Origin of the sequence: Allotamlana fucoidanivorans (assembly GCF_006265225.1) — a bacterium.
GTDB lineage: Bacteria > Bacteroidota > Bacteroidia > Flavobacteriales > Flavobacteriaceae > Allotamlana > Allotamlana fucoidanivorans.
Genome location: NZ_VDCS01000009.1, coordinates 1 through 24135 on the forward strand (window position 1 = coordinate 1; position 24135 = coordinate 24135).

Consider the following 24135-nt stretch of genomic DNA (forward strand, 5'->3'; position numbering starts at 1 on the left):
ATCAATCAAAAGAATAAAAGAAGTTGAAAAATTACTAAATTACAGACCTATTAGAAAGTTTAATTATAATAACCCTATTGAAGTCCTAAATAATAAGTGTGTTGCACTTATGGGTTGAACTCAGCTATATTCATTCAAAAGGATTTCAAGGTATCTTAGGCATGGAACACAAAAACTCAAAGCCGGGTAAAGCAGGTGAACAAGCTGTCATTGAGGCTTACAAAGACACATCTAGTTTTTAAGAACAAAACACTTATGAAAATACACCTAATACATTTTTTAAGTTTTTGTTTTCTTATAACCTCACTAACCGTTTTAAGCCAAGATAAGAAGCCCTTAGTTTATATATTCTCAAAAACTACTGGATACCGACACACTTCCATAGAGCCAGGTATAGAAAGTATAAAAAAATTAGGTGTAGATAATAATTTCAAAGTTAAGGCTACAGAAGACGCTCAAGAACTTACTGCAAATCTAAAAAACACTTCTGTTGTCGTTTTTCTAAGTACTACGGGGCGTGTTTTTAACCATAAGCAGCTTAACACATTTAAAAGGTTTATAAAAAATGGTGGCGGCTACGTTGGTATACATGCTGCTCCCATAGCTGAACCACAATCTCATTGGTACACCAAACTAGTTGGCGCTCGTTTTAATAATCACCCTAAACAACAAAACGCGACACTTCATGTTTTAAACAAAACACATCAAGCCACTCATTTTTTAGATAATACATGGACTCGATTTGATGAGTGGTATAACTACAAAGATTTCTGTAAACATATTAATGTACTATTAACAGTAGACGAAAATAGCTATGAAGGTGGTGAAAATGGCAACTTTCACCCCATTTCGTGGTACCATAAAACACTTGGAGGCTCAGCATTTTATACGGGTCTCGGTCATACCGATGAAAGTTTTTCTGACCCTATGTTTCTAAAACATATACTAGGAGGCATAACATACGCCTTAGGCCGATAAAAGCCTAATGTAACATATTTCGTTTTTTAAAAAACTACACCCCTATTAACATCTTACTTACTTCGTAATAAATACAACAAAGCTAAGGCTGATAAAATTAAGCCAATAAATTCTCTAGATCCTTCTAAATAAGGCTTCTCATAAACCATCTCTCCAAAAATCTCATTTCTGTTGTCTGTTTGCCACCAATCTACTACATAAGGAAAATATCTAACAGATAAGAGCAACACCGCCACTAAAGCCGTCCATAAAATAAATTTAGATATACTTTTTAAACCTGAAATCAAACACAAAACCGCCACCGTTCCATAAATAATAACCCAAAAAACGGGATCGGGATCATTAAGCTGCAACACTGCAAACATGATGAATATTACAAACAATACAATCTTAATACCTTTATTTAATTTTGATGGGATTCTCATAAATATATCGTTGTTAAAAATAGGCCTCTAATTTTTCAGTAAAACAACAAAATTAGTTTATACTGGAAGAAAATCTGTTTATTTTTTCAGTAAATAATTATCCGCAGCTTTTTAATTTTGCATATTTGTCAAACATTTTAAGCACATAAAACCTACTAATGAATTACACAAAATTTAGTCTATTTTTCTTAATCATATTTTTTACTAGCTTACCAATATTTTCGCAAGGTAACATAAAAGGAACTGCTACCAGTAATAACAAACCTTTAGAAAATGTAACCATATACTTGCACCCAAAAAACCTAAGCACCTCAACAAATAGTTATGGAGAATTTATATTCAGTGATATTCCTGACGGCAGTTATACCATAACGTCTTATTATCTAGGATTTGAAACCCAGTCACAAAACATTGAAATAAGAAATAATAATTTGAACTTGGTTTTTGAGTTAGTTCCTGATTTAATAAATCTGAAAACGGTTATTATTACGGGCTCTTTTGACTCCAGATTGAATTTACAATCAAGCACCTCGGTAAGTGCCTTAACCCCAAAAGACATCCAAGGCGTTTTCCCTAGAGGAACAGCTAATTTACTTCAAGACGTATCAGGCGTTTTTGTTGACGCATCGGCCGGTGAGGTTTTCACGAGGGTGTATACACGAGGGGTTTCTGCTTCTGCTGAAGATGATATGGGCTGGTATTATGTTTCTCTTCAAGAAGACGGACTTCCTGTTAGCTTGGCGCAGCACTCATACTATTCACCCGATTTATTTCATCGTTATGATTTAACGACCAAAAAAGTTGAGGCCATTAGAGGAGGAAGTGCTGCTATTACTGCTGCGAATGCGCCTGGCGGTATTTTTAATTTCTTATCGCATGGTGCTAACCATAACCTCAAAGGTATTGTTCAAACTTCAGCGGGAATTCAAGGCGATAGCAATCCTATTTATCGTATAGACACACACATTGGCGGTCCCTTGTCTAATAACTGGTTTTTCAATATTGGTGGTCACTATCGCCATGACGAAGGCGCTAGAAATTCTGAGTTTACGTTTAGCAAAGGCGGACAATTAAAATTTGATCTTACCAAAACCCATAAAAACGGTTATTTTAAAATTTACGGAAAAACGCTGAACGACTACACTAACAGATACACAGGTGTTGCTGCAAAAAACTGGAATCAACCCGCGGCAGCATTTGGTCAAGATTTTAAAAACACATCTTTATTAATGCCGTCGTTTAACGCCTATATTCCAGATGGAAGATATTTACAACAAGGTGCCACAAATCGCTTTAACCCTGCTCAGGGGGTTCATGCTAAAGATTTAGCGGCTGGCATTGAGTTATCTCAAAACCTAGGAAGGCATTGGACAGTAAAAAACAATTTTAAATATTCTTCTAAAAATGCCAATTGGCAAACATCTATAAGTAATGCTTTTGTATCCATAAATAATCCGTTGGCCTATTTTATAAGTGGGGCTAATTTCCCCATTGGTCAGGTAGTCTTTAGAGATGCAGAACATGGACATGAAGTTGCAAGAATTGACAATAGTGGTATTTTATCTGGACAACCAGCACAGTATTTAACAGATGGAAGATTACCAAATGATGCCGTCATGGGCACTTCGGCATGGTATAAAGATGTAGACGCCGATGAATTTATGAACCAACTTATTATTCAAAAGCAATGGGAAAATCACACGTTTAGCTCTGGCTTGTTTTTAGGTTTTTCAGACATGAAACATTTTACACAAGGAAGTTTTGGATATACTACCTATCAACCAACCCCTAAAATGTTACGTGTTACCCTTGAAAACCCTTCTCAACCCATTATTGAACTTTCTGACGCCAATGGGGTAAGTAATTACGGTGGTTTATTTTATGCTAATACAAATGCAAACATCTCACAGATTGCCCCATTTATCAATGATCGATTTAAAATAAACAACAAAATCTATCTAGATTTGGGGTTACGTTTTGAACATATTAAACACACAGGAAGCAAGGATAGATACGCTCCAAACACATTGAACGGTGGTGTTGACGGCAATCCAAATACAGCCTATGACAATGGTATTTTGGTTCCCACGGGAGAAAAAGACTTTTTTAACTACCTATACAATTATGTATCATACTCGGCAGGTATAAACTATAGCCTCACAGAAAACACATCTGTATTCGGACGGTTTTCAAGTGGCAATAAAGCCCCCGAGCTTAATTATTATTTCAATAATTTTTCAAATGTTCCTATTAACAAAAAAGGAGAGATTCAAAATATTATTCAAACAGAAATTGGATTGAAACATGCCACAAAAAACTTTTCTGCTTCAGGCACTCTATTCTGGAGCACTTTGAAGAATATTGGTGTCACTAATTTTGAATTTGATGATTCAACAAACGAAGTATTTTATACCCCTATTCTGTTTAACACTTCAAGAACCATTGGCCTAGAATGGGAAAGTTCATATAAACCGTTTAGTTTTTTACGCGTTTTATTTCATGGAGTGATTCAAGACCCCAAAGCAACGAAATGGCATGAATATGATGCTAACGGTACTGTAGATCCTGATGACGATATTATTTATGACTATTCAGGAAATACATTAGCTTTTAACCCAAAAATCATGTTTCACCTTGGAGCTGAATATGACGAAAACAAAACCTCTGCTTTTTTTAAGTGGCAATTCATGGGACAACGGGAAGGAAATGTATCAAATGGTTTCCAATTGCCTTCTTACAGTGTTTTTAATACTGGTTTAGGCTATAAAATCACTAAAAGCTGGTCGGCTCAAGTAATTATAAACAACCTTTTTAACTCTGCAGGATTAGCTAACTTTTTTGGAGCAAACAGCTTTGGTGCTTCTGGAAGTGGAGCCACTCCTGAATTTGTTCAGGCTAATCCTGATGCCAGCTTTGTTGTTGTTCCTATTTTACCTAGAAGTTCTATGCTAAAATTAAATTATACGTTTTAACCTAGTTCAACCATATAAGCCAGTAAAATTTAAAATCATCTGATAACAAAAAAGCGATGTTACTGAACAACATCGCTTTTTTGTTTACTCTAATTCTTAAAACTACTCAACAATAAACGTCCCTTTCATAATGGCATAATGCCCTGGAAAGCTACATAAAAATTCGTAAGTTCCTTTTGCTGGAGCTTCAAATTCAACTACAGCTGTTTCTCCGCCACCAATAAGCTTGGTATGCGCAATAACATCTTTACCAGCTTCGGGAATGTATTCTGTTTCCTTTGATGTGGCTGCTTTATTGCCAAACGCAACCAAGTCAGTTCCAGATTTTAATAACACAAAATTATGCCCCATTACATTTTTATCCATTTTCCCTAAATGCTTCAATGTAATCTTGACTGGCGCACCTGCTTTCACACGAATTTCTTTCTTGTTGAACTGCATGGCATCATTAGCGGTAATTACCACATCATTTATGTCATTTTTAACCTCGTTAGTGGTTTCAGCCTTATTTTCATAACTAAAACCTTCTTTCTTCTTGTCTTTTTTATCGCCACAACTTACCATAATAAAACAAGAAAAAACGGCTAGTATAAGGTGTTTGAATGTTTTCATTTTTAGTGTTTTGTTTTCATTAGACTTCTATACACCCAAATATATTAATATAAACCTATTTTACGGTATAGTTTCTTTCAATGAAATAAATTAAACGAAAAACACTGGTGTTATAAAATGTAATCTGTACTAATAAAGTTTGACGTTTTCTTTTCTAAAAGCTCCGTTAAAATAGCATTATTATATTCATTGTCTTTTGAAGCCACAAAGGTTCTAATTGAAAAAGAGCGTAACGCATCATGTACGCTTAACGTACCAAAAGCAGAATCCTTTCTACCTGTAAACGGATAAACATCAGGACCTCTTTGACATGAACTATTTAGATTAACACGACAAACCAAATTTACCAAAGTATCAATTAAAGGCGATAATGTGTGGATATTTTTCCCAAATAAACTCACTTGTTGACCATAATTAGACTCTGCCATATCATCAAGCGGCTCTTCAATATCTGAAAACGAAACCACAGGAACAACAGGTCCAAACTGTTCTTCTTTAAACACTCTCATATCTTTGGTTACTGGATATAAAACCGCCGGGAAAATAAAATTTTCTGTGGTTTCTCCTCCTTTTTTATTTAAAACAGAAGCGCCTTTTTCTTTAGCATCATCAATTAGCTCTTGAATGTATTCTGGCTTACCATCTTCTGGAAGCGGTGTTAGTTTAGCCCCGTCGTCCCATGGGTTACCAAACTTAAGTTTATCAACTTTATAGGCAAAGCGTCTATTAAACTCTTCAACAACAGACTCATGAACGTATAACACTTTTAGTGCTGTACAACGCTGACCGTTAAACGATAGCGTGCCTGCCATACACTCTTCAACCGCTAAATCTAAATCGGCATCAGGTAAAATAATGGCTGGGTTTTTAGCCTCTAACCCAAGTACCATGCGCAACCTATTACCTTTAGGGTGTTGCGCCTGAAGTGCATTGGCTGAATTACTATTCCCAATTAAAGCCAGTACATCTATTTTTCCCGATTGCATAATAGGCGTTGCTAAAACGCGTCCGCGACCATACACTATATTCACAACTCCTTCAGGGAAACTACTTTGAAAAGCCTCTAATAAAGGGGAAATTAACAAAACACCTAACTTAGCTGGCTTAAAAATAACAGGGTTCCCCATTATCAATGCGGGAATCAGCAGGGTAAATGTTTCATTTAACGGATAATTATAAGGTCCCAAACATAACACAACGCCCAAAGGCCCTCTACGAATATGCGCATATACACCCGAGTTTTTTTCAAACTTTGCAGAACTTCTATCTATTTGTTTGTAGGCTTCAATGGTATCATATATGTAATCAACCGTTCTATCAAACTCCTTTTCTGAATCTGGTAAATTCTTACCAATCTCCCACATTAATAATTTTACAACCTCTTCGCGCCTGGTTTTCATTTGCTCTACAAAGGTTTCCATGCAGGCAATTCTATCGGCTACTTTCATAGTTGGCCATAGTCCTTTACCATTATCATAGGCATTGCTTGCTGACTCTAAAACCTCTAGAGCTTCTTTTTCACCTAATTGCGGAATGGTACCAAGAAGTGTTTTCTTATATTCTGAGGTCGATGAAATTGTAGAATACACCTCTGCGGTTTCTCCATTCCAAGATCTCAGCTCTCCATTAACTAAATATGTTTTTTGATGTAATAAATTAGTAATTTTAAATGCTTCAGGGATGTCTTGAAAAGTTTGTTCTATTTCCATAGTTAGTTTATTTTAATTGCAGCCAACAAAAAGAAATACTTAATCTTTTTAGCTACACTTACAAACACCAAATTAACTAAAAACAACTGAAATTTACCCAAAAAACAACCAATAACTCTCTGTAAAACAACGAAAACGATTGCGACATATGAGTCTCACAAAACTAAACTAAAAACTGAAAAAGATCAGGTTTATCATTTAGATAATCGCCATAGAAATTATGTTTTTTTAATTTAGCTATAAGAGGCGCTAAATCATCTGAAGATTTTAATTGCACACCAACTACAGCCGAACCATTTTCTCTGTTGGTTTTCTTAGCATATTGAAAATATGTAATATCATCATTCTCACCAAGAATATCAACCACAAATTCTTTTAAAGCCCCTGCTCGTTGAGGAAAGTTTATAATAAAATAATGCTTTAAATTGGCATATAACAAAGCACGCTCTTTAATTTCAGGCGTTCTAGTAATATCATTATTGCTGCCACTCACTACACAAACCACGTTTTTACCTTTGATTTTTTCAGCATAAAAATCAAGTGCAGAAATGCTTAATGCGCCTGCTGGTTCTACCACTATGGCATCTTTATTATAAAGTTCTAAAATGGTTTCACAAACTTTACCTTCAGGCACCGCTATTATATCATCTAAATACTGTTTACATATAGCAAAATTTAAGTTGCCCACCCGTTTTACAGCAGCGCCATCAATAAATTTTTCTATTCTACTTAACTCTGTATTTTTATTGTTTTTGATAGAAACCAACATAGAAGATGCGCCTTCGGGCTCTACACCAATAATTTTTGTTTGCGGGGATAATGTTTTAAAAACGGTTGACAAGCCTGCAGCCAAACCGCCACCGCCAACAGGAATAAATACATAATCAACAGCTACAGTTGTCTGATCTAAAATTTCAAGTCCGATGGTAGCCTGACCTTCAATAACTTTTTCATCATCAAACGGATGAATAAAGGTTTTACCTAAAGCCTCACATTCGTTTATGGCAGCATAATAAGCATCATCAAAAGTGTCTCCTACAAGTTTTATTTCTATGAAGTGCTCTCCAAACATCTTAACCTGTTCAATTTTCTGGTTTGGTGTAGGAGCTGGCATATAAATGGTTCCGCGTATTCCCAATAGTTTACAAGATAACGCTACACCTTGCGCATGGTTTCCTGCACTTGCACAAACCACACCTTGTTTTGATTGCTTGGGCGACAAAGAACTAATTTTATTATAAGCGCCTCTAATTTTATAAGACCTAACTTGCTGTAAGTCTTCACGCTTAAAAAACACACGGGCTTCAAACTGTTTTGAGTACCTCAAGCTTTGACCTAAAGGCGTAACTGCCGATACTTTTCTAATAGTATCGGCAGCTACCTTTATATCATCTATTTTAGGAAAATATGTTTTGTTTTCCTTACTCATAAATTGTGTTTTATACTATGGGCTTCATAGCGGTCATGGAAGCTCTTAAGAATTCTCCAACTTTTTCAACAGGATGTTCTCTCAATACTTTATTAATAGCTATTAACTTAGCGTTATCAACACCTTTACCATTATCTTTTGCATAAGCTTTACCAATAACATCAGTTGATACTGTTTTCATAAAATCAGTCAATAAGGGCTTACATGCATGATCAAATAAATAACATCCGTATTCTGCCGTATCAGAAATCACACGGTTCATTTCGTATAATTTCTTTCTAGCAATAGTGTTTGCAATAAGCGGTGTTTCATGTAACGATTCATAATAAGCAGACGCATCAATAATACCTGAATCTGTCATCGCTTCAAAAGCTAACTCTACACCTGCACGAACAAATGCTACCATAAGTACACCATTATCATAGTATTCTTGCTCTGAAATTTCAACATCACTCGCTGGAGTTTTTTCAAAATTTGTTTCAGCCGTAGCTGCTCTCCATGATAATAAGTTTTTATCGTCATTAGCCCAATCTTCCATCATGGTTTTAGAAAACTCGCCTTCAATAATATCATCCATATGCTTTTGGAATAACGGACGCATGATATCTTTTAATTCTTCTGACAACTCAAAAGCTTTAATTTTTGCTGGGTTTGATAAACGATCCATCATGTTAGTAATACCACCGTATTTTAAACCTTCTGTAACCGTTTCCCAACCATACTGAATTAATTTAGACGCATAACCTGGGTCAATGCCTTCCTCTATCATTTTATCAAAACAAAGAATAGACCCTGTTTGTAACAAACCACAAAGAATAGTTTGCTCACCCATTAAATCTGATTTTACCTCAGCAATGAATGACGACTCTAAAACACCTGCTCTGTCTCCTCCAGTCGCTACAGCGTAGGCCTTTGCTTGCGCCCAACCTTTTCCTTCTGGATCGTTTTCTTCGTGCACAGCAATTAATGTAGGCACTCCAAAACCACGTTTGTACTCTTCACGAACTTCTGAACCTGGTGACTTAGGTGCCACCATAATTACTGTTAGGTCTTCCCGAATTTGCATACCCTCTTCAACAATATTAAATCCGTGAGAATATGATAAGGTAGCTCCTTTTTTCATTAAAGGCATCACAGCATTTACTGCACTGGTATGTTGTTTATCTGGCGTTAAGTTTAACACTAAATCGGCGGTTGGAATCAACTCCTGATAGGTTCCAACGGTAAATCCGTTTTCAGTAGCATTAACATATGAAGCACGCTTTTCTGCTATGGCTGCATCACGTAATGCATAAGACACGTCTAACCCGGAATCTCTCATATTAAGACCTTGATTTAATCCCTGAGCACCGCATCCTACGATAACGATCTTCTTACCTTTTAAAGCATTTACTCCGTCTGCAAATTCAGAAGCGTCCATAAATCTACACTTCGATAATTGATTTAACTTATCTCTTAGCGACAGTGTGTTAAAATAATTTCCCATTTCTATTTTTAATTGTTATTATTGATTATTGAATGCCATAAGCAATTCTGTTATTTTCATTTCTTCTTTTGTTACTGCAATACGCCCTGAACGTACAAACTGCATAATACCAAACACATTTAAATCGCGTCTTAGCGATTCAATTTCATGGCGTCTTCCAGATTTTTCAAGTACAAAAAACTCTTTATTTACCGTTACAATTCTTGTATTACTTTCTTTTATAATGTTTTGAATTTGAGGTTCATCAAACAGTAATTCAGACTTGATTTTAAACATACAAGATTCTGTAAAGATAGTCTCTTCATTTGTATGATAATACGCTTTTATGGTTTCAACCTGCTTTTCAATCTGTTTTACAATTTTTTCAGCATTTGTTTTGGTTACATTTACCACAATGACAAAACGATTCACGCCATCAATCTCAGACTGCGAGGTGGTTAAACTTTCTATATTTATATGTCTACGCTGAAATATAGCGGATATACGATTTAGCAAACCGATATTATTTTCGGTATAAACTGAAATTGTAAATGTTTTTATATCTTCACTCATTGCTCTTCTAAATTTAGCTTAATCTAACATCTGAAACCGATGCTCCTGCCGGAATCATTGGAAACACATTATCTTCTTTTTCTACACAAACCTCTAAGAAATATGAATCTTTTGAAGCTATCATTTCTTTTACAGCATCAGCCAACTCTTCTCTTTTGGTAACACGTTTACCATCAATATGGTAGCCCTTTGCAATAGTTACAAAATCAGGATTAGTCATTTCAGTTGAGGCATAACGCTTATCAAAAAACAACTGTTGCCACTGACGCACCATACCTAAAAACTCATTATTTAAAACCACTATTTTTACAGGTACTTTTGTTTGAAAAATAGTGCCTAATTCTTGAATATTCATTTGATACCCACCGTCACCAATAATAGCAACCACTTCTCTATCTGGTGCTCCCATTTTAGCTCCAATAGCTGCTGGCAATGCAAACCCCATAGTACCAAGACCACCTGAGGTAATATTACTTTTGGTGATATTAAAATCTGCATACCTGCAAGCAATCATTTGATGCTGTCCAACGTCAGACACAATAGCCGCATTACCCTTGGTTTCCATATTGATTTGTTTCAATACCTCGCCCATAGTTAAGCCTTCTTTTGTTGGATTAAGGTCTTCATTTATCACGCTTTCAAACTCAATATCATAAAGTTTTTTGAATTCCTGAAGCCAGGAGTCATGCGCATTCTCAGTCAGAGCCTCGGCTAACATAGCTAAACTTTCTTTTGAGTTTCCTAATACCGCTATATCTGTTTTAACATTTTTATCAATCTCAGCAGGATCAATATCAAAATGAATAATTTTTGCTTGCTTTGCATAAGTATTTAAATCGCCCGTAACACGGTCATCAAAACGCATGCCTATAGCAATAAGTACATCACACTCATTAGTTAATTTATTTGGCGCATAATTTCCGTGCATACCAACCATACCAACATTTAACGGATGTGTTGATGGCAACGCAGAAGCTCCTAAAATAGTCCAAGCCGCCGGTATTCCTGCCTTTTCAACAACCGTTTTTAGTTCGGTCTCAGCTTCTCCTAAAATAACACCCTGCCCCCAAACAATTAAAGGTTTTTTGGCTTTGTTAATTAATTCTGCCGCGGCATCAATTGCCAATTGTTTTGTTTTTGGTACTGGACTATAACTACGAATACCTGTGCATTTTTTGTATTCAAAATCAAGCTCACCAAACTGAGCATCTTTAGTAATATCAACTAATACAGGACCTGGTCGGCCACTTTTTGCAATATAAAAAGCTTTTGCAATAGCTTCAGGTATATCTTCAGATTTTGTTACTTGACAGTTCCATTTTGTAACTGGTGTTGAAATGCCTACTATATCTGTTTCTTGAAAAGCATCACTCCCTAAAAGATGAGATGGTACTTGCCCTGTAATACAAACTACAGGTGTTGAATCTATTTGTGCATCAGCAATTCCTGTAATTAAATTTGTAGCTCCAGGTCCTGAAGTTGCCATAGCAACCCCTACTTTACCTGAAATACGCGCATAACCTTGAGCTGCATGTGCTGCACCTTGCTCATGACGTGTTAACACATGATGAATTTGATCTTGAAATTTAAATAACTCATCATAAACAGGCATGATAGCCCCTCCTGGATATCCATAAAGGATATCAACACCTTCAGCAATTAGGCATTTTATAATAGCTTCACTACCTGTTATTCGTTCTGTTTTACTTGCCACCTCTTGCTTATTATTTATTGTTTGTGTTTTCATAATTCTCAACATTTGAGATTTTCGCCTCAGCGAAAATGAAACTAATTTCTATTTAAAATGCATCTGTAACACATCCTTTTGAGGCTGGCGCTACCGATTTTGCATATTTGTATAATATTCCTTTTTTATGTTTTAGCTCTGGCTCTACCCACTGTGCTTTTCTGGCTGCTAATTCTTCATCAGAAAGCAACACGTTAATAGAGTTATCTTCTGCACTAATTTTTATTCTATCTCCTGTTTTCACTAAACCAATAGCGCCACCAGATTGTGCTTCAGGGGTTATATGTCCCACAACAAAACCATGAGTTCCACCAGAAAAACGTCCATCAGTAATTAAGGCCACTGATTTTCCTAAACCTGCACCCATAATTAAGGATGTAGGTTTTAACATTTCAGGCATGCCCGGACCACCTTTAGGTCCTACATACCTAATGACGACGACATCACCGCGTTGCACTTCACCATTTGAAATACCTGTATTAGCATCTTGCTCGCTATTGTAAACCACGGCTTTACCCTCAAAAACCAAACCTTCATTTCCTGAAATCTTAGCAACCGCCCCTTCAGAAGCAAGGTTTCCGTAAAGAATCTGTAAATTTCCTGAAGATTTTAATGCTTTATCTTTTGGATAAATGACTTGCTGATCATCTTCAAAAGTCAATGGCTCAACATCTTTTAAATTTTCGGCTAAAGTTTTCCCTGTTACGGTCATACAGTCGCCATGTAAATAACCATTATCTAATAAATATTTCATTACAGCTGGGGTTCCGCCAATACCATGAACATCTTCCATAAGATATTTACCACTTGGCTTTAAATCCCCTATTAGCGGTGTTCTGTCACTTACACGTTGAAAATCCTCTAAAGTAAATTCTATATCAGCAGCATGAGCTATAGCTAAGAAATGTAATACCGCATTGGTTGACCCACCAAGGGCATTGACAACCGTAATAGCATTTTCTATAGACTTTTTAGATATAATATCTAAAGGTTTTAAATCTAATTCTAAAAGATTTTTTACAGCTATAGCTGTTCTTTCACATTCCGATAATTTATTAGGATTCTCTGCTGGAATGGAAGAGTTATACGGCAATGCAAACCCCATACACTCAATGGCTGAAGCCATAGTATTTGCCGTATACATACCACCGCAAGCACCAGCTCCAGGAATGGCTCTTTTAATAATTTCTTTATATTCTTCTTCATCAATCTCTCCTGCTACTTTTTGCCCCAAAGCCTCAAAAGCAGAAACAATATTTAATTTTCTCCCTTTATAATTTCCAGACTTTATTGTGCCGCCATACATCATTATAGAAGGTCTATTAAGACGCAACATAGCAATAACCGCTCCAGGCATATTCTTATCACAGCCCACAACAGAGACCAAGGCATCATAACTTTGGGCATTCATCACTGTTTCAATAGAATCTGCAATAATATCTCTTGAAGCCAATGAATAATTCATACCAGAAGTTCCCATTGAAATACCATCACTAACACCAATAGTATTAAAACCTAAACCAACCAAACCTGCAATATTGCATTCTACTTTTAGCTCAGCAGCCAAACCATTTAAATGCATATTACACGGATTGCCATCGTATCCTGTACTAGCAATTCCTACTTGAGCTTTGCTCATATCTTCTTCAGTTAATCCTGCTGCATATAACATAGCTTGAGAAGCTGGTTGCGATTCATCTTGAGTTAACCTTCTACTATATTTATTAATTTCTTTCATTTTTATTGCAAATAATTTTAAGCTTTATCTTAATTTCATTTATTATCTTAAAAGAATTATGATTTTTATCACAAATTCCACAAATACGTGTCGAAAATAATTTATTACAATGTTATAACGTTTTACCTCATTTTTTTTCAGTTAAATCCACAACCCTAAAAAACACAACAACAAACTCATTTACAGTTATTTAAACTGTTTTTTTTATGATACCCAAAAATTAAAAAACTTCATAAAAAAACCTTCCGCTTAGGGAAGGCTTTTTCCGTTCTATATTAATTTGTACCACCCTTTAGCGTTGTGAAATAATCACAACAACCTCAGAAATGATATTTAAACCGTATTTTTTCATTTACTTTTACAAAAATTGACATAAAATTCATGACCACCAAATTTTTCTTAAAAAAGATAAAAACATATGCCGATTCTTTATTTTTTTTTACTTTTGCATGCACAAAATAATAGAGGAAAGATTTGACTGATTGCAACCTCTTTATACTTCTTTTAAGTATAAAATAAAAATGCTAAAGGCAGTGTAAACTCCCTTCGACGTTATCGTCAAATCTTACCATAAAATAAAAAATATGGCTTATTTATTCACTTCAGAAAGTGTTTCTGAAGGACATCCAGACAAGGTAGCTGATCAAATTAGTGATGCTTTAATTGATCATTTTCTAGCATTTGACTCCGACTCGAAAGTAGCATGTGAAACCCTAGTTACAACAGGGCAAGTGGTACTTGCTGGCGAAGTTAAATCTACAACCTATTTAGATGTTCAAAAAATTGCGCGAGATACCATAAACAAAATTGGCTACACCAAAGGTGAGTATATGTTTGATGGAAATTCATGTGGTGTTCTTTCTGCAATTCACGAACAATCAGAAGATATAAACCAAGGAGTAGATAGAGGAAGTAAAGAAGAGCAAGGCGCGGGAGATCAAGGTATGATGTTTGGTTATGCAACCAATGAAACCGAAAACTTCATGCCGTTGGCTTTAGATTTATCACACCTTATACTAAAAGAACTTGCCGAACTACGAAGAGAAAATAAAGAGATTACCTATTTAAGACCTGATTCTAAAAGTCAGGTTACCATTGAGTATAGTGATGATAACATCCCACAGCGCATTGAGGCTATTGTGGTTTCTACGCAGCATGATGATTTTGCCGATGATGATACTATGCTAGCCAAAATAAGACAAGACATTGTTAACATCCTTATTCCTAGAGTTATTGAAAAGCTACCTGCAGACATTCAAAAGTTATTCAATAACGATATTAAATACCATATCAATCCAACAGGAAAATTTGTAATAGGAGGACCACATGGTGACACTGGACTTACTGGTAGAAAAATTATAGTAGACACCTACGGCGGAAAAGGCGCGCATGGAGGAGGTGCCTTTTCAGGTAAAGATCCTAGTAAGGTTGATAGAAGTGCAGCCTATGCTACAAGACACATCGCTAAAAATTTGGTTGCCGCAGGTGTTGCAGAAGAAGTTTTAGTACAAGTGAGTTATGCTATTGGAGTGGTTGAACCTATGGGAATTTTCATTGACACTTTTGGCACATGCCCATTTAACTTAACCGATGGAGAAATAGCTGAAAAGGTTTCAGAACTATTTGATATGCGTCCTTTTGCCATTGAAGAACGTTTAAAATTAAGATCTCCTATGTATAGCGAAACAGCAGCATACGGACACATGGGAAGACACAATGAAACCGTAACCAAAACATTCTCTCAGCCTAATGGAGAAACCATTACATTGGATGTTGAATTATTCACTTGGGAAAAATTAGATTATGTAGATAAAGTGAAAGAAGCTTTCGGTATATAAATTGAACATATAGATTCTTAAAAAGCCTCGACTATAAAAGTACGAGACTTTTTTATTACTAAACCTTCATTTTAGATTCTGAACATGCTACAAATATTCCCAACTTTTTAAGTCAACGAGGGCTCCACCTCTATTATTAAACTTGATAATAACTTAATAATACTCATTTGTCATACATTTAAAATAATAATTGACAACTCATAACATAGTTTTAAAGTATTTTTATCCCTCAATTAAATCTAAACTAGTAACATTTAATTTTAGAATATGAAGTCAAATAAATTTCTAAAAAATCACCGCAAATTCTCCCTTTTAGCATTACTCATTATTCCTGTTATTTTTCTGTCTTTTACAGATAGTCCGAAAAAACAATTTACCAGAGAAATCGATTTCAACTTCGATTGGAAATTCGAGTTACAAAAAGACACAGTAATTCCAGCTATCATTCCTATGAAAGATAAGCATTGGCGGAATGTAAGACTACCTCATGATTGGAGTGTTGAAATGGCTTTTGATTCTATTTATGAAGGGGCCACAGGTTATTTACCTGGTGGTGTAGGTGTTTATCAGAAGCATTTTAAAACACCCATTGATAAAACCGATGAGAACTGCTACATTCTTTTTGATGGGGTTTATAATAATGCCACGTTTTGGCTAAACGGTGAGTTATTAGGTGAAAACCCGTATGGTTACTCACCTGTCTATTTTGACCTTACCGACAAATTAAATGATGGTTCAAAAACAAACGTTTTAACAGTACATGTAGATCATTCTCGATATGCCGACAGCAGATGGTATACAGGTAGTGGCATTTATCGCAATGTAAAATTAGTGACCACCAATAAACTGCATATTCCTATTTGGGGCACCTATTTAACTACTCCTGAAATTACCTCAGACCTAGCCAAAGTCAACATTGAGATTAAAATAAAAAACGACTCAAAAAATAGCAACACCTTTTCACTGAGTACTAAAATTTTAAATCAAACAGGAAAAGAAGTGGCTAGTTTTACAGAAGATGCTACCTTAAACACCAATACAGAAAATACCTTTAAACAAATACTTCAGGTTAAATCTCCAGAATTATGGGATTGCGAAAACCCATACATGTATAAAGCTATAACCACCGTAACTCAAAACGGAACCTTAATAGACCAATACACCACCCCGTTTGGTATTAGAAGTTTAAAATTTGATGTTAATTCTGGGTTTTTCCTTAATGGAAAATCCACCGACGTGAAAGGCGTTTGTATTCATCATGACGCTGGATTAGTTGGTGCCGCTGTACCTAAAGGTGTTTGGAAAAGACGCCTTGAAAAACTTAAAGCCTGTGGGGTAAATGCCATTAGAACAGCACACAATCCATACTCTGAAGAGTTTCTGGACCTTTGTGACGAAATGGGAATTTTAGTTCAAAACGAATTTTTTGACGAGCTAGACTACGCCAAAGATAAACGTAAAAATTACCACGATCGTCATGACGATTATATAACAAGAGGCTATGTTGAACACTTTCAAAAATGGGGAAAAAGTGATTTAACACGGACTATGTTAAGAGACAGAAACCATCCAAGTGTTTTTCAGTGGAGTATTGGTAACGAAATTGAATGGACGTACCTGCATTACAGGTATGCTACTGGTTTTTGGAAAGATCCGAACGATCCACAAAATTCTGGAAAATACTGGGGAAGCGGTCCTATACTGTCTCCAGATGAAATAAAAAAGCGTTACGACGCCAATGAAAAAGGTGATTATATATTAACCGAAACAGCTACTAAAGTAAATGATTGGGTAAAAGCATTAGACACCACCAGACCTACTACTGCTAACTTGGTAGTTCCACAAACCAGTTTAGTGAGCGGCTATGCCGATGCTGTTGACATTGCTGGATTTAGTTACAGAAATAAAGATATTCCTTGGGCTCTTAAACATTTCCCTGACACACATATCACTATTAATGAAAATCCAGGTACATGGGACGATTGGAAACAAGTTATTGAAAACCCAGGTGTATTTAGCATTTTTATGTGGACTGGTATTGACTATATGGGAGAGCGCCATGGAGACTGGCCGCAAAAAAGTGGTTGGGGTGATTTACTTGATTTAGCTGGTTTCAAATATCAAGGTTGGAATTATTTTAAATCTATTTGGGTAAACAAACCTCATATTTCAATAGGCACACTACCTATTGCTAAATCTGGATTTAAACAAAAGGCTATCTCTGGTCAGCAGCTACCAGAAAACAGCAATGCTTATAATTGGCGCGATTCTAATATGCATTGGAATTATGAAGATGGTGAAACGGTGGTTGTTGAAGTCTGTTCAAATTACACTATAGTTGAACTTTTAATCAATGGTCGTTCTTTAGGACGCAGAAGTATGTCTGAAAGTCCAGATCGTCTTTTTAGATGGACTATTCCTTTTGAAGCAGGTACTTTAACTGCTCGTACTGGTTTTGACGGACAAGAAATCATTGCAGAACTTCATACAACCTCCAAACCTGTTGATTTTAATTTCACGACTGACAATGTTCTTTTAAAAGCAGATGCCTATGATGTAGCACACCTTGAAATACAACTAGTTGATATCATTGGTCATCCTGTAAAAACCGAAGAAACAGAAATTGAATTTGACATTGAGGGGCCGGCTAAACTATTAGGGGTTGACAATGGCGCTCGTGATAATGTTCAAGGTTTTCAAACCAATAAAATAACAACCCACAAAGGCCGTTGCTTGGCCATAATTCAATCTACAAATAAGAAGGGAGATATTAAAATAACAGCTAAGGCAAAAGGGTTAAATGATAAAACCATTATCATCAGTTCAAAGTAAGAACTTCATTACAATACGTTATTAAACTAAAAAAACTCCAGAGAAGTTTCTTCTCTGGAGTTTTCCTCTTATTCTTTTTCAGAATACACAACAATCCTTTTTATTTCTAGTTTTAGGAATTACACAGTGGGCGTTTTCGTCATAAAACATTATCTGCATAATAACTTCTAAAAGGTGGTATTTAAAAGATCGCCACTAATCTGAAGCATTTCCAACTCAGCTATTTTAGCGGCATATTTAGCTCTATTTCTATTAACTTCGGCATTTAGAAGATTTACCTGAGCCAACCTAAATTGTATGGAATTAACCTGACCCAATTTAAATTTCTCCTCAGTTCTATTGAAATTATTTTGAGCTGTTTTTATGTTATCTTCCTGTAGTTTGAATATTTCAAGTCTGTTTAAATAATTTTCCCACGCATTATTAAAATCTCTTTCAAGCGTTACCAAAATGCGTTCTTTTTCAATCTGCTGCGCTTCTAAATTAAGTTTTGCATTATTTACTCGTGTAATGGTGTTACCTCCATCAAACAAATTCCACCTTAAATTTAAACCTCCTGTTAAACCAACCGTTGAAATTTCTGTGGTAAAACTCGCAGGGTTATTGTTTTGATTCCAACCATAACTACCTATTAAACCTATAGTTGGCAAATAGGCAGATCGTTGATTTTTTACACCAAGCTCCGTCATAGCAATGCCCTTATTTGCTAACATAATACTTACATTACCAGACAATGCTTTTTGAATCAATTCTTCTTTATCATATAGCGTATTAAAGGCTATTTCAGAATCTATATCAAACTCATTGTTCAATGTATTCCCCAACACTAAATTAAGATCCCTTTTAAAGTTTCTTAACTGTTGTTTTGAATTCATAACAGTTATACTATCGTTATTTACATCTACCTCAGCATTGAGCACATCTAGCTTTGTACTTTGTCCATAATCAAACTGATACTTTGCTCTAAGCAGTCTATCTTTTGAAATAGCAAATGACTGCTCAATAGCACCGATGTTTTCTGTCATTTCGGCAACATTATAATACACCGTAAATAACTGTAATATGGTATTTTCAATAGTAGCACGTGCTTGTAATTCTGTAAGCTGTTTGGTTTCTTTCAACTGTTTATAATTATAGCTACGACCCAAACCATCAAACAATACATAATTCAAATCTACAGAAGCATTATATCTTGAACTCTCTACATCACCTCTACTTATAGGGCCTTGCGCGGTTTCCCCATCAACATCATTAACCGTAAAACTGGCTCCTGCATTACCCGTAACTGTAGGTAAATAACCTGAGTTCAAAATATCGGCATTATTCTCAGCAATATGAACATCTGTGTATGCTAGTTTAATACCATAGTTGTTTTCTAGTGCAATTTTAACCGCTTTTTCAGGTGTTATCACTTCTTGAGCTCCAATAGAAATTTGCAGAAGCCCTATCAAAAACATCAGGCTATACTTAAAATTCTTCTTCATGTTGTTCTTTTATAGCACGTTCAACTTCTTCCTTAGTTACATTATTTCCTGTAGCTAACCACTTCACATTCTTTTTAATAGCATTACTAAACGACAAAAACAGCGGTAATACGAGCAGGGTTAGAATGGTAGCATAGGCTATTCCGAAAGAAATAGAAATAGCCATAGGTTTTAAAAATTGAGCCTGTCTGCTTTTTTCAAGTAAAAGTGGTGCCAAGCCTGCAATGGTTGTTAATGACGTTAAAAATATGGCTCTAAACCTTGACTTCCCAGCTTCTGAAAGGGCAGCGTCAAAGGTCATGCCTTCCCTCAAATTACCATTAAATTTTCCTATAAGCACAAGCCCGTCATTCACCATAATTCCAATTAAGGCTATAATCCCTAATAAAGACAATACATTTACAGGAAACCCTAATAACCAATGTCCCCATGCTACTGCTGTTAAGCTGAAAGGCACTAGTAAAAGCAATAACAATGGTTGACTATAACTTCTGAAAGTAAATGCAATGGTTATGTAAATTAAAACCAAAATAGGAATACCTGCCTTTTTTAAGGAACTTGATAGCTTTGAGGCTTCTCTATTTTGTCCTTCAAACGAAGCCGAAATAGTAGGATAACGTGACTGAATTTCTGGTATGATATTAAGTTTAATATCATCAATAATATCTGTTGCGCTTGTACTTGGATCTTTTAAATCGGCAGAAACCTGTATTTCACGTTGTCCTATTAAGTGATTGATAGCCACATCGCCTCTTTCTATGGAATACGTTGCGATATCTTTTAAGGTTACTCTGGTTCCCATAGGCGTTACAATACGCATATCATCAAGGTGATTTATAGATTCTCTATTGGTTCTATCATAACGTACCCAAACCCGAATCTCATCTTGTCCACGTTGAAAACGTTGTGCCTGAACGCCAAAAAAGCCAGCTCTAACCTGACTCATAACGGTACGCAAATCTAACCCCAACAAATACGCACTTTCCTTTAATTGCAATCTAATCTCTTTAATTCCTGCGGGGTCATTATCTTCAACGTCCTTTAATAATGGGTTAGTTTCAAGTACCTTTTTCAACTCTATTTTAGCGGCCTTTAACTCATCAATATTGTTACTCAATAATGAAACAGAAACGGGGCTTCCTCCAAAATTACCTCCCGAACCAAAGATTAAACGTTCCGTACCAATAATAGGTCCCACAGCCTGCCTAATTTTATTAGCCACCAACCTTGAGTTTATAGCATCCGGACGTTCTTCTCCTGGTAACATATTTATACGAAGTCTTGCATTTGAAGAACTGGTTAAGCTCAATATGGTATTTTCAAAAAGTTCTTTGCCCATGCTTGGCATAAATTCTTCAGTAAGCTCTTTATTTACAATTAAAGCTTTCTCTTCTATCATAGAAATAATAGAATCTGTAATTTTTTCATTGGTACCTTTAGGCATATCCAACTCAATAGAAACCTGATCACTAGCAATACTAGGAAATAAAGTTACTCCAATGACACCACCTCCTATGGCTCCAAAAGTTAGCACTAAAAGCGATACAAAAACACCAAAGGCCAACAATTTATATTTGAGCACAGCATTTAAAACTGGTGAATAGACTTTGTCTCGTAAAAGCACCATAAACCTATCACCAATCTTATTTATAGAACGCATTTTGCTAAAAAACTGTTTAATTTTAGAAGGATTCTCTTCTTCTACGGGTTTTTGTAATGCTTTTGAGTGAGCTAAATGCGCAGGCAAAATGATTAGGGCTTCTATTAGTGATACCACAAGTGTTAAAATAACAATAACTGAGACTTCACTGAAAAACTCTCCAATTCTACTATCTAAAAATAAGAATAAAGAAAAGGCCAACAAGGTGGTTATAATAGCCGAGACTACTGGAGGAATAACCTCCATCGTACCATCAATAGCAGCCTGTTTTGGAGACTTTCCTTTCTCGTAGTGTTGGTAAATATTTTCAGCAATCACAATTCCATCATCAACCAAAATACCAATAACGATAATCATTCCAAACAGAGATAAAACGTTTATAGTAACATCAAACTGTCCTGCAAAAATAAACATCCCCAAGAAGGAAATTGGCAATCCAAAAGCCACCCAAAACGCTAAACGGGTGTTTAAAAACAGAGACAAAAAGGCTAATACCAGTATTATTCCAATAATAGCATTTTCCGTTAACAGTTGTGTACGCTGGTTTAAGGTTATTGACAAGTCTCGAACAACATTCAGTTTTACATTATTATGACTCTGATTATAACCTTCAATATAGTCTTTCACCTTATCAGCAGAAGAAATTAGGTCTTCATTATTTGTACTCGTCACCGTTATATCAATGGCTAAATCACCATTAAAAAAAGTGGCATTAGGGGTTTCGGAAAATCGATCACGTATCACAGCAACATCTTTCAATCTTACTGTTTCTCCCTCATTAGTTGCTTTAATAATGACATTTGACAGTTCATCACCGTAATACGACCTATTATTAGCTCTAATTAGGTACTCCTCAATATCTGTTTTAATATTTCCGCCAGTCACCAAAATATTGGCAGAACCAATGGCCTGTGCTACATCTGCAAATGTTAAATTATAGGCGAGTAAACGCGTTTCATTAACGGCTATTTCAATTTCCTCATTAGGATAGCCTGAAACCTCAACCTGTGATATACCTTGAATGGCTCTTAAATCATTTTCAATTTGCCTGCCTATTTGCTTTAAAGTCACTAAGGGTACATTATCACCACTAAGCGCAAAGGATATGGTTTGCCTTACCTCTTCTCGTTTAGCCACAATTAATGGTTCCATACCTGTCGGGAATGATGGCACTCTATCAACTGCATTTTTCACTTCCAACAACATGAAGTCTATATTTTCATCTTTTTCTATTTCAACCGTGATAACCCCACTATTCTCTCTTGAAACAGAAGTCACTCTATCTATACCCCTTAAGCCTTTTAGATTATCCTCTATTTTTAACACAACCCCTTCTTCAATCTCTTGAGGTGAAGCACCTGGATAGGTGACATTGATGTTTATAATTCTAGAGTCCACTAATGGAAAGAAGGATGAGCGCAATGATGATACCCCTAAAACACCAAAAATGACAAAAGCAATGATAAACACATTAACTGCAACGTGATACCTTATAAAATAAGCAATAATTTTTCTCATTATTTACTTGCTTTTTTAACATTTTTAAAAGGCCGCACTAACATACCCGCATAAGCCCCTGGCACTGCTTTTTTTAGAACTATCTCCCCATTAGGGATACTTTTCAAAACCACTTTTGTTTCCGAAAAATAAACAGGTTTTACAGGTATTACATCTAAAATGGTATCTCTCACTACAAAGATTTGATCGCCTTCTAAAAGCAAATTCCTATCTACTTCAACAGCATTGGTTTCCTCTTTTGCATTCAGTCGTGCTTCTAGATACAGACCTTCTTTTAAAGCCTCATCTTTTACTTCTATATAGGCTGTAATGGTTTGCGTGGTTGCATTTACACTACCATTAACTCTTGAAACCACCCCTTGGTAAGTTTCTGTTTTGTTTAAATTTTGCAGCACAACATCTTCACCCTCTTTAAGCAAACTAGCATAACGCTTACTTAAAGCCACTTCCATTTCATATACAGACGGATCAATAAATTCCCCTAACTTTTGTCCCACTCTGATTAACGATCCCTCGGTTACCAAAGCTTGGGTTAAAACACCCGAAAAGGGCGCCGAAATTTTGTATTTGGAAAGCCGCTGCTCTAAATTCTTAACATTATAGTAGCTAGAAACAATACCCCTTCCTGTAATAAAAAAGTTCTCTTTTTCTGAAGACATTTTTGGCAATTGAGGGGTTGTTTTACTCAAATCAAAGCCCTGTAAATAGTCTTGCCATTTTTGATAAACATCTGGAAAGTCTAAACGTAAATCGGGCATAATGGCCGCTATGGTATTATATAAATTACTTTTTGCAGATTGTACACTGGCATAATACTCTTCGGCATTCATACTAATAAGCAGCTCCCCTTTTCTGTATTTTTGTCCTGGCTTAAATAACTTTTTTGATGACTTGAACACACCTTGTACCTCAGCGTAAAGCTCAACCCTGCGTTTGGCCACTAAACTTCCGTTAGCTGGAATCACAATGGGAACGGTTCCATTTTTTACCGTATCTGTAAAAACAGTTTTAACAACTTTTTCTTTAACTGGCTTGGGTTTATGTTTATTGGCTATGAGCTTTTTAGCTACTAAAACAGAAAGCACAATAAATAAAACGCCTAAAAAGGAGAGTATAATTTTTCGCATGCTAATTTTTTGATGGTCTAGCCTGCAA

At 35.7% G+C, this 24135-nt stretch carries 16 protein-coding genes and 1 pseudogene; 6 read left to right on the forward strand and 11 right to left on the reverse strand.

Annotation, left to right across the window (positions count from 1 at the left end; translation table 11 throughout):
• The 3 genes and pseudogenes from FGF67_RS17705 to FGF67_RS09925 all read left to right on the forward strand — a co-directional run.
• Positions 1 to 118, forward strand: a pseudogene (locus FGF67_RS17705) (IS30 family transposase); the annotation flags it as partial.
• The gene (locus FGF67_RS09920; protein ID WP_394344300.1) at positions 99 to 242 is read left to right on the forward strand and encodes a hypothetical protein; all 144 of its coding nucleotides are present in this window, start codon (positions 99 to 101) and stop codon (positions 240 to 242) included. The pseudogene FGF67_RS17705 and the gene FGF67_RS09920, both read left to right, overlap by 20 nt.
• Positions 243 to 255: 13 nt before the next feature.
• Positions 256 to 978, forward strand: coding sequence for a ThuA domain-containing protein (locus tag FGF67_RS09925; RefSeq protein WP_139697286.1), 723 nt, complete (start codon positions 256 to 258; stop codon positions 976 to 978).
• A gap of 53 nt (positions 979 to 1031) precedes the next feature.
• On the opposite strand, the gene FGF67_RS09930 is transcribed toward FGF67_RS09925, so the two are convergent.
• Positions 1032 to 1403 carry a transmembrane 220 family protein gene (locus FGF67_RS09930; protein ID WP_139697288.1) on the reverse strand — a complete coding sequence of 124 codons (372 nt, stop codon included), beginning with the start codon at positions 1401 to 1403 and terminating at the stop codon, positions 1032 to 1034.
• 158 nt (positions 1404 to 1561) lie between these two features.
• On the opposite strand from FGF67_RS09930, the gene FGF67_RS09935 reads away from it, so the two are divergent.
• Positions 1562 to 4375: a TonB-dependent receptor gene (locus tag FGF67_RS09935; RefSeq protein ID WP_139697291.1), complete on the forward strand. Its 2814-nt coding sequence runs from the start codon at positions 1562 to 1564 to the stop codon at positions 4373 to 4375.
• Positions 4376 to 4477: 102 nt separating this feature from the next.
• Here the strand turns inward: FGF67_RS09935 and azu are convergent, their stop codons facing one another.
• The 7 genes from azu to ilvD form a co-directional block, all read right to left on the reverse strand.
• Positions 4478 to 4987, reverse strand: coding sequence for an azurin (gene azu / locus FGF67_RS09940; RefSeq protein WP_139697293.1), 510 nt, complete (start codon positions 4985 to 4987; stop codon positions 4478 to 4480).
• A gap of 110 nt (positions 4988 to 5097) precedes the next feature.
• Entirely contained in the window at positions 5098 to 6696 is a 1599-nt protein-coding gene (locus tag FGF67_RS09945) for an NADP-dependent glyceraldehyde-3-phosphate dehydrogenase (RefSeq protein WP_199240678.1), read from the reverse strand.
• Positions 6697 to 6859: 163 nt separating this feature from the next.
• Positions 6860 to 8125, reverse strand: coding sequence for a threonine ammonia-lyase IlvA (ilvA, locus tag FGF67_RS09950; protein WP_139697296.1), 1266 nt, complete (start codon positions 8123 to 8125; stop codon positions 6860 to 6862).
• Between the two features lie 10 nt (positions 8126 to 8135).
• On the reverse strand, positions 8136 to 9611 hold the full coding sequence (ilvC, locus tag FGF67_RS09955) for a ketol-acid reductoisomerase (protein ID WP_139697299.1): 1476 nt from the start codon (positions 9609 to 9611) through the stop codon (positions 8136 to 8138).
• Positions 9612 to 9629: 18 nt separating this feature from the next.
• Positions 9630 to 10163 carry an acetolactate synthase small subunit gene (gene ilvN / locus FGF67_RS09960; protein WP_139697301.1) on the reverse strand — a complete coding sequence of 178 codons (534 nt, stop codon included), beginning with the start codon at positions 10161 to 10163 and terminating at the stop codon, positions 9630 to 9632.
• Between the two features lie 13 nt (positions 10164 to 10176).
• Positions 10177 to 11910, reverse strand: a complete 1734-nt coding sequence (ilvB, locus tag FGF67_RS09965; protein ID WP_139697303.1) for a biosynthetic-type acetolactate synthase large subunit — start codon at positions 11908 to 11910, stop codon at positions 10177 to 10179.
• Between the two features lie 52 nt (positions 11911 to 11962).
• Entirely contained in the window at positions 11963 to 13648 is a 1686-nt protein-coding gene (gene ilvD / locus FGF67_RS09970; RefSeq protein WP_139697305.1) for a dihydroxy-acid dehydratase, read from the reverse strand.
• A 584-nt stretch (positions 13649 to 14232) separates the two neighbouring features.
• Between ilvD and metK the strand changes: the two genes are divergently transcribed.
• Together metK and FGF67_RS09980 are read left to right on the forward strand one after the other, a co-directional pair.
• The gene (metK, locus tag FGF67_RS09975) at positions 14233 to 15486 is read left to right on the forward strand and encodes a methionine adenosyltransferase (protein ID WP_139697308.1); all 1254 of its coding nucleotides are present in this window, start codon (positions 14233 to 14235) and stop codon (positions 15484 to 15486) included.
• A 267-nt stretch (positions 15487 to 15753) separates the two neighbouring features.
• Positions 15754 to 18318, forward strand: coding sequence for a glycoside hydrolase family 2 TIM barrel-domain containing protein (locus tag FGF67_RS09980; RefSeq protein WP_139697310.1), 2565 nt, complete (start codon positions 15754 to 15756; stop codon positions 18316 to 18318).
• 167 nt (positions 18319 to 18485) lie between these two features.
• Here the strand turns inward: FGF67_RS09980 and FGF67_RS09985 are convergent, their stop codons facing one another.
• Genes FGF67_RS09985 through FGF67_RS09995 form a run of 3 tightly spaced genes read right to left on the reverse strand, consistent with a single transcriptional unit; the run spans position 18486 to position 24107 of the window.
• The gene (locus FGF67_RS09985; protein WP_139697313.1) at positions 18486 to 19802 is read right to left on the reverse strand and encodes a TolC family protein; all 1317 of its coding nucleotides are present in this window, start codon (positions 19800 to 19802) and stop codon (positions 18486 to 18488) included.
• Complete coding sequence (locus tag FGF67_RS09990; RefSeq protein WP_139697315.1) at positions 19786 to 22980, reverse strand: efflux RND transporter permease subunit; 3195 nt, start codon at positions 22978 to 22980, stop codon at positions 19786 to 19788. Before FGF67_RS09990 ends, FGF67_RS09985 begins: the two co-directional genes overlap by 17 nt.
• Complete coding sequence (locus FGF67_RS09995; protein ID WP_139697317.1) at positions 22980 to 24107, reverse strand: efflux RND transporter periplasmic adaptor subunit; 1128 nt, start codon at positions 24105 to 24107, stop codon at positions 22980 to 22982. The genes FGF67_RS09990 and FGF67_RS09995 overlap by 1 nt, the downstream gene beginning before the upstream one ends.
• Between the last annotated feature and the right edge of the window lie 28 nt (positions 24108 to 24135).